This is a genomic window from Senegalimassilia sp. (genome assembly GCF_977052095.1).
The window spans coordinates 21662-29522 of sequence record NZ_CDRSTZ010000020.1 but is presented as its reverse complement, the minus strand read 5'-3'; the positions used below and the strand labels follow the sequence as shown (position 1 = coordinate 29522).

Annotated in this window: 5 protein-coding genes and 1 pseudogene; 2 read left to right on the top strand and 4 right to left on the bottom strand. The window is 60.4% G+C overall.

Going from position 1 to position 7861, the window contains the following annotated elements; translation table 11 throughout:
* Nucleotides 1–373 precede the first annotated feature (373 nt).
* Nucleotides 374–1429, bottom strand: coding sequence for a YeiH family protein (locus ACWI6D_RS05415; protein WP_449133949.1), 1056 nt, complete (start codon nucleotides 1427–1429; stop codon nucleotides 374–376).
* Nucleotides 1430–1852: 423 nt separating this feature from the next.
* On the opposite strand from ACWI6D_RS05415, the gene ACWI6D_RS05410 reads away from it, so the two are divergent.
* Together ACWI6D_RS05410 and ACWI6D_RS05405 are read left to right on the top strand one after the other, a co-directional pair.
* On the top strand, nucleotides 1853–2314 hold the full coding sequence (locus ACWI6D_RS05410; protein WP_449133948.1) for a zinc ribbon domain-containing protein: 462 nt from the start codon (nucleotides 1853–1855) through the stop codon (nucleotides 2312–2314).
* A 12-nt stretch (nucleotides 2315–2326) separates the two neighbouring features.
* Nucleotides 2327–2677 (top strand): annotated as a pseudogene (locus ACWI6D_RS05405) (TipAS antibiotic-recognition domain-containing protein); the annotation flags it as partial.
* A gap of 595 nt (nucleotides 2678–3272) precedes the next feature.
* Here the strand turns inward: ACWI6D_RS05405 and ACWI6D_RS05400 are convergent.
* The 3 genes from ACWI6D_RS05400 to ACWI6D_RS05390 form a co-directional block, all read right to left on the bottom strand.
* Complete coding sequence (locus ACWI6D_RS05400; protein ID WP_449133947.1) at nucleotides 3273–4151, bottom strand: dimethyl sulfoxide reductase anchor subunit family protein; 879 nt, start codon at nucleotides 4149–4151, stop codon at nucleotides 3273–3275.
* Between the two features lies 1 nt (nucleotide 4152).
* Nucleotides 4153–4731 carry a 4Fe-4S dicluster domain-containing protein gene (locus tag ACWI6D_RS05395; RefSeq protein ID WP_449133946.1) on the bottom strand — a complete coding sequence of 193 codons (579 nt, stop codon included), beginning with the start codon at nucleotides 4729–4731 and terminating at the stop codon, nucleotides 4153–4155.
* Between the two features lie 86 nt (nucleotides 4732–4817).
* Complete coding sequence (locus ACWI6D_RS05390; protein WP_449133945.1) at nucleotides 4818–7703, bottom strand: molybdopterin-containing oxidoreductase family protein; 2886 nt, start codon at nucleotides 7701–7703, stop codon at nucleotides 4818–4820.
* Between the last annotated feature and the right edge of the window lie 158 nt (nucleotides 7704–7861).

The window sequence follows — 7861 nt, the reverse complement described above, 5'->3', positions numbered from 1 at the left end:
GACGGACTTAAGTCAGCATCCTCCAAGGCGCCTGGCCAGGGATTGTCAGGGTTAAGTCACAACTTCATCCAGACTTCACGAAATGCTGACTTTGCTTTGTCAATCAACCGTCAATTCCTTCCTGCGACTGAGCAACAAAGCCCACCGACAGCTCATTACGAATGACGGCAAGGCGAAGTGCTGCAGCCGCGTTTCGTAGTTTTAATCGAAAGTGTCATAGGTGCACCACGTAATTCTTAACAAAAACCCGCCCGCCGGCGAGCAACACCCCTTGACGCTCCAGCCTTGTTCGTAGTTGAGCACCCATCGTTTCGCGAACAGCGCACTTAACCAATGCAACTATCACAATTGTTCAAGCTGCCTGCGCTGTCGTTTACCACAATCCCAAAAAATGCTGCACGCCTAAGCTGGTGCAGGCGATGGCAATCCAGCACGCGGCGCCTAACACGATGGGTTTCGCGCCCGACTTCACCAGGCCAACTACATCGGTGTTCAAGCCAATGGCCGCCATGGCAACTACAATGAAGAACTTGCTGAGCGTTTTCAGCGGATCGAACACGGTGCCGCTTATGCCCGCCGCCGCAGCAACGGTGGCCACCAGCGATGCGCACACGAACAGGATGATGAACGTCGGCAATGCCCGCTTCAAGCTGAAGCCCGATGCCGCATTCGCCTTGGTCTCGGTACCGTTTGCACTGGTCGCCGTCTTGCGCTCGCGCGCCGAAACCCACAGCGCCAGCACGAACGTGATGGGGATGATGGCCAGCGTGCGCGTCAGCTTCACGATGGTGGCGTAATCCAGCGCGTTTGCGCCGGGGTGCATGCCGTCCCACACCGCCGCGGCAGCGGTTACCGACGACGTATCGTTTACCGCTGTGCCTGCGAACAGACCGAACCCGTCGTTCGTCATGCCGATAGCGTCGCCAAGCGTGGGGAAGATGAGCGCGGCTAGCACGTTAAACAGGAACACCACCGAAATGGCGTGCGCCACTTCCTGGTCGTCGGCCTTGATAACTGGAGCCGTCGCCGCAATAGCCGATCCGCCGCAAATTGACGAGCCCACGCCGATGAGCGTAGCCGTGCGTCCGGGGATGCGCAGCACGCGGCATAGCACAGCCGCCGTGATAAGCGATGCGGAAATGGTGGCCAGGATAACCGGCAGCGACAAGGCACCCACCTGCGCCAACTGCGTCAACGGCAAGCCGAACCCCAGCAGCACCACCGCGGTTTGCAAGATCTTCTTCGATGCGAATTTGATGCCGGGGCCCGCCGCGCCTTTGTTCTTCCATACCGTACCGATTACCATGCCCAGCAAAATGGCGAACACGGCGCCACCGACCAACGGTACGGCCTGGCCAAGAAACCAGCAGATGACAGCGATGGCGGCGGATACGGCAACGCCGGGAGCTAAGGTGTGGATGCGGGACATGGAACTCTTTCTAGCTAGGGTGAGCGCAGGCGGCGAAAGCCGCTCGCGATTGCGAACCTCAACACTATAGCCCAGTTCAAGCACTGCGGTCTCAAAGCCATTGCAATCTCATGCGCGCTTATTGGGCCGACGAGGTCCCTCACGGTGTGTGAAGAGCTGCAGAATGGTAAACCGTTGAGGACGGATGGACAAGCGGGGCAAGCGCGAAGGGGTCAGGGTGAAGCCCCCTGCGCACTCTCAAAGTCTCGCGCGGCCGAGCTGGCGAACCGATCGTTTGGGCTCGAGCGCCGCACCAGTAGCTCAATGGCGTGCAATGCAACCAATGGTTTCTTGGAATTCGCTATCCGTCTCAGTAAAGTGGGGATATCAAATAACGAACGCGGGGCGAACGAAGCCGGGTTCCGCGGAGGGAAGGAGAACGCCATGTCATTCGGGAAAACGCTTATCAACCTGCGGAAAAGCCGCAACCTCACACAAGAGGAGCTAGCGGCGAAGCTGTACGTTACGCGCCAGGCGGTTTCACGATGGGAACGCGACGAAGTGGTGCCGGGCATCGACATGCTCAAGCTCATTGCGGTGACGCTTGACGAGCCGATTGTGCACCTGCTGGACATGCCCGAGCACTTGTGCGAAAGCTGCGGCATGATTTTGACGCCCGACGACTATGGCACCAACGCTGCGGGGCGTGAGGATGAGCATTTCTGCAAATGGTGCTATGAGCAGGGAGCATACACGTACGAAACCACCATGGAGGCCATGATCGAAGACTGCGCGCCGCGTCTGGCAGAAAACACGGGCATGACGCGCGATGAGGCGGTGTCGCTGATGGGCGCGGTGCTGCCGCACCTCAAACGCTGGAGCGCCGTGTACGCCAACGAGCAGTGATACGGCGCCGAAGCGCGCGAACGCTACGGCAGCGAAGCAGTGGACGCCGCAAACGAAAGGCTTCTGTCCATGGATGACAAAACGTGGGAAAGCAAAGAACAGCTTGAGCGGGCCATCATCGAACAGCTAAAAACCGCCATGACCATGGGAGATACCACCAGCAGCGCCGCAGCGAAGCTTGCGCGCATGCACGGCGAATGGATTGCCATGCAATGGGGCGAGGGCGCGTACTCGCCGGCAGCGCACGTTTCGCTCGCGCAAAGCTACCTTACCGACAGCCGCTTCACCAGCTATTACGACAGCAAAGCCGGTAAAGGCGCCACGCAATTCCTAGCAAACGCAATCGAGGTGGCCGGCGTTTAGAGGCGAGAGGTTAACGAACCCTGTCGCTCGGAGACATCCTGTTTGCAAGGGGGTGGGGGAAGGGTGTCTCCAAGCGGAAAAGCTCGCAAAACGAGAAGCTAACGGAACCGGGGTTGCTCAGCGTACGGTTAGTGCACGCGCGCCTTCTCGATTTCGGCGTGAAGGTCATTTCGTAGGGCGGAGCTCCGCCCCGATTGGATAGCGCCCGAAAGGCGCGTCGCCGATTTCCGGGGGGGGCGCGGGCGGTTCGGGATGGCGGGAAATCGAACTTTCCGGGCTTCGTGACGTCCGGCCCGGAAAAAGGTGCAGGTTTTTGAACTTTCCGAGCCTCGCGACGGGCCTCAAAGCTCGGAAAGTCCGATTTCCTGCACAGAACCCGGCCCGAATGAGCTCGAAAGCCTGGAAAGTTCAAAATCTTGCACGGCCGGGAGGGCCGCCTGCCCCGACAAAGGCACAAGCCGCTCGCCAGGTCGGGGAGCGCGGCGATTCGAGGATTCGGTGTCGCGCTTCGCGCTCCCCTTTGCGGGCCGGGCGGCGAGGCGCCGCCCGCGAGTGGGACGAAGGGACAGTCCCTGCGCCCCACTTCGCCGGCGCCTTAGTAGAACATGAAGACGCTCAGGCCCGCGCCGCAGAAGGCGACGCGCAGGCAGATCGCGCCGGCGAGGGCGGCGACGACGGCAACCGCGCCGAAGAGCTTCCAGCTGGCCGCGTCGCCCTTCTTCTTGGCGAGGAAGGAGCACACCAGGGGCACGATGGCGCCGACCACGACCGCGCCGAGCCAGAGCAGGACCGCCTGGTCGCCGATGGCGGCGCCGGCGTCGACCATGGCCTTGGTGGGGTGGGTCGGGTCGAAGTAGTAGCCGACCTCGGTGAACGAGCCCGCGCTCATCTGGACGTAGGCGGCGTAGGCCGCGGTGCACACGGCGCCGATGATGGAGCCCACGACGGCGGGCATACCCAGCTCGGACACGTCCTCGCCCTTGGCGGCGAGCACCACGGCCACCGTCGCGGGGCCGAGCAGGCAGGCCGCGCCCACGATGGACAGTACCTCGAGCACGGAGTTCCACGCCGGGCGCGCCGGCATCATGTACGAGTGCGCGCACACCGCGGCCAGCATCACGGAGATCACGATCGCCAGCCAAGCCATCCACTTCGGCAAGGTCCCGCCGTCGCTAGACTTGCGGGCCGCCGCGAAGTACGCCACGGCAACGATCACGAACACCACGATCGCAATCAATTCCTGCGTGATGCCGCTGGTGATGTGGCCGAAGCCGTTGAAGATGCGCTCCCAGTGCTGCAGGTGGAAGAACACCGCTATCCCGCCAACCGCAAGCAGCACGCAGCTCAAGACCGCCAGCAGCTGCTGCGACTTCTTCCCGGCGCCCTTCAAGGCCAGCACGCCCTGCACGCCGAACACGCCGCACGCCCAAGCCGTCAGCGTGGTGAACAAGATCAAAGGCCATTGCAGTTCCATGCTACTCACCGCCCTTCCACTCGTGGTTGCGCAGGATGTAGCAGAACGACGGTTCGTTGCCGGTATCGGGAAGGTGATGCACGTCGCTGTCGGTGAAGGGGCGTGCGATATCGGTAAGCTTGCAAAACTCCGTCGAAACGCTTTCGTACGAGGCGTCTCCTGTGTGGTTCACCTTGCCAGCGCCGACGAAGCTATCCCAACCTTTGTCAAGGTCGCCAAAGTAGCGTGCTCGCCCGCCGCACTGTGCCACGCACTGCGGCAACTCGCCTTGGCTTGTCTTCTGCTCGCACAGCGTGCATTTCTCCACCACGCGCTCTTCCTCGTTCAGATAGCGAACGCCATACGGGCAGGCCATGGCGCAGAACTGGCAGCCGATGCACTTCGACTTGTCGATCTGCACGGTGCCGTCGGGCAGCACGTGGCTGGCCTCGGTGGGGCACACCTTCACGCACTCGGGATCAGCACAGTGTTGGCACCCTACCGGCAAAAAGTACGTATACACGTTGGGGAATGTAGCCCCTTCTTCATTGGCAAACGGGCCGATGCGCAGAACCTTGTTCCAGAAGTTACCGATTGGCACGCCATTTACCACTTTGCAGGCCACAGTGCAGCCAAGGCAGCCGACGCACCGGTTTAAATCGGTGACAATTGCATACCGCGCCATTCCTATTCACCCCCTTTGTAGTGAAGCTTCGCCCATTCTTTCAAACGCGGGTCGGAAGCATCGTGGATAATCTCGGTTCCGTCGTTGCCGCACGGGCATGGGTTGCCGAACGGCGAGTTCTCCGGTGTGGCCTTGTAGATCTTCACCGGGTATCCGCGCAGATACGATGCGGCGCAATGCCTATCGCGAAGATCGCGCGAGACGAGGCAATTCACGCCCGAAAGCTCGAATCCGTGGCCGGATTGGTTAAGCTCGGGGTACCACCACTGATGCTCGCAGTTGATGACACCGGGCTCGATGCCCTCGTAGAAATCGGCCACCTGGCGAATCTTGCCATTCTCGTTTTCGATCCATACCCAGTCGCCCTGCTCAATCCCGTATCTCTCGGCATCTGCGGGGTTGATTTCCATACGCGGCGTCGGCCACTGTTCGCGGCACCACGGCAGCTGACGGTGCTCGCTGTGGAAGTACACCGGAATACGTCGACCCGTATTGCATATGAGCGGATATTCGCTTTCCAAGTCGGGACGCTCGGTGCGGGAAAGCGGTGCCTCGCGGTAATCGGGCAAAATGTCGCTTTCCTCGGGGTAGAACGTTTCCATGACCGTTGACCACAGTTCCAGCTTGCCCGTGGGCGTTTGCATGCCGGGTTTGCCGTCCGGGCGCAGCATGGCCAACTGATAGCGACGATAAAAGCCCCAGGTGGACTTCCATTCGGGCGGCATAGCCTTGCAATCCCACCAGCCGTGTTCTTGGAATTCGGCGGCGAACTCCTTCCATGTCATGCCCGTTGCCCGCACGTACCAGTCGCAGTACTGTTCCTCGGTAGGCCAGGGATTGTCGGGGTCGTCGGAGAACGGCACGCCCATGGCCTTATACAGTTCGATATCGAAATCCAGGTCGTACTTCACTTCGCCCGGACGTTCGACGCACTGCACATTGAGGCCAAGGCCGCCCGAAGAACCCTGGGACGGACGCGTTGCGTTCGCTTCGATCCAGTGGGCGCAGGGCAACAACAAGTCGGATCGGTCAGACAGCGGCGTATGCCAGAAATCAACGGTCACGAAGAAGTCAAGATGCTTGAACGACTCCCAGTTGTACAGCGAATTCGCCATGTTCATAAAGTCGCCTGACTGCGCGATGCCCGCCACGATGGGGTAGGGGTCGCCCGTCTGAATCTGCTCGTATACCGCGTTGGCGTCAGCCCAGTACTGCCACCAATTAAGCAACGGGAACTCATCGGCGCCTGCAAGCTTCGCAAGCGTTTCTTCATCTGGCGGGGTCCCGCCGCCCATGGTGACGTTTCCGGCAAAGTTGACCATCTGCGGTGTAAGGAAGCTGGTGGTGCCGCCGCGATTGCCCGCGGGCGTATCCCAGTTTCCCGTGATGCCCACAAGCGCATCGAGCGCGCGACTGTTCTGAATGGCGTTGCAGCCGTGCTCGATGGCCAGCATGTAGCCGATGCCGCCGTTGCCGTAGCCGGTTTCGGGACGCAAGCGCGTTGCGTACGTGCGCGCCGCTCGCTCGATATCGGCCGCCGGAACATGTGTGATTTTCTCGGCGACTTTGGGGGTGTATTCGGCAGCACGCGCCTTGAAGTGCTCCCACACTGGTTTGACCTGGTGTTTCGTTCCGTCTTTCAACGTGACTTCGTACGTGCCCTCAAGTGCCGGGTCAATAACGCGCTCGAAGCCGTCATCGGTGCCGAAACCGGTTTGGTCAGGTACCCAGCCTTGCGCCACGCCGGGGAACAAATTGTTCTGCTGCGCTTCTTTACCCTTGACCAGCGAGCGCTCCATGCTCCAGGTTTCGCCTTCCCACTCCTGCGTTTGCGCGTCGAAATAGGTCAGGCGGTTCTCGATGGTGTCCCAGCACATCATGCGGAACTGGCTGCCGTCTTCTTTCAGGTCGCTTTCCTTCAGCAACCGCGTCTTCGTGACGAACGTGCCAGCCTGGAATTTCGCGCCGATAGGGCCGTTGGAGGGCTGCATGTCTTCGCAAACCAGGAAAGGCGCATCGGTCCACTTCTTCACAAACAGTTCGTCATACAGCTTTTCGCGAATGATGACATCGATCCAAGAAAGCGCCAACGCGGCGTCGGTCTGCGGATACAGTGGCTGCCAAATGTCGGATTCTTTGCCCAGGTTCGTTTGACGCGGGTCGACGGTAATGAACGCTTGCGAGTGCATAGCGGTATCAACGGTCATGCGGCACGAGTCGTCGTAGTTCGACAGCTCGGTCGAGCCGCCCCAGCGGACCATGACTTCAGGCTGGTCGGTGGTTGCCTGCCAGCTGAATGCGTACGCGCCCTGAAGCAGCGTCGCGAAATGGCGCGGGCCCTTGCATACCTGATAAGGGTGAACGCTATTCGGGCTGCCGAACAGCAGACGGAATACACCGTAAGACGCCATGCACCAGCAACGGCTCGTGCCCGACATCATCATGATGGACGGGCCGCCGAAACGATCCATGACTTCCTGGAACTTCGTTGCCATGGTGGCATACGCCTCATCCCAGGTGATGCGTTGCCAGCCAGGATCGTCAGCGTCTTTGGGGTTCGTGCGCTTAAGCGGGTACAGCACGCGATCGGGATGGTATGCCGCCTGAATGGACGCCTGCGATTTCGCGCAGCTGTTGCCGCCGGAAGTGAAGCAGCTTGTGTCGCCTTCGACTTTTACGGCGCGTCCGTTTTCCACGGTTACCCACACGCCGCACTCCATCTTGCCGCAACCTCGACAGCAGGTGCGGATGCGCTTCACGTTCGTGGAATCGCTTGCCGATTCAGCTTGTGCCAGCCCCACGGGTGCAGCTGAGGTGATACCGGCTGCAACCGCCGTGATGGCGGACAGCTTCGCGAACGACCTGCGCGTTAAGGTTCTCCTTCCCATTTCTCCTCCTTTTTGCTCGTCGAATGAGCCCGAGTCCTCGGGTCGGGCGCTTTTATCCTATTGAGCGACAGCGGAGGCTCTTGCTGCATTTTTCGCTCTGTGTATTTCGAAATGGGATGCTGTGTTGAATTGCGTGAACTGTGTCGATTTGTGCTCGA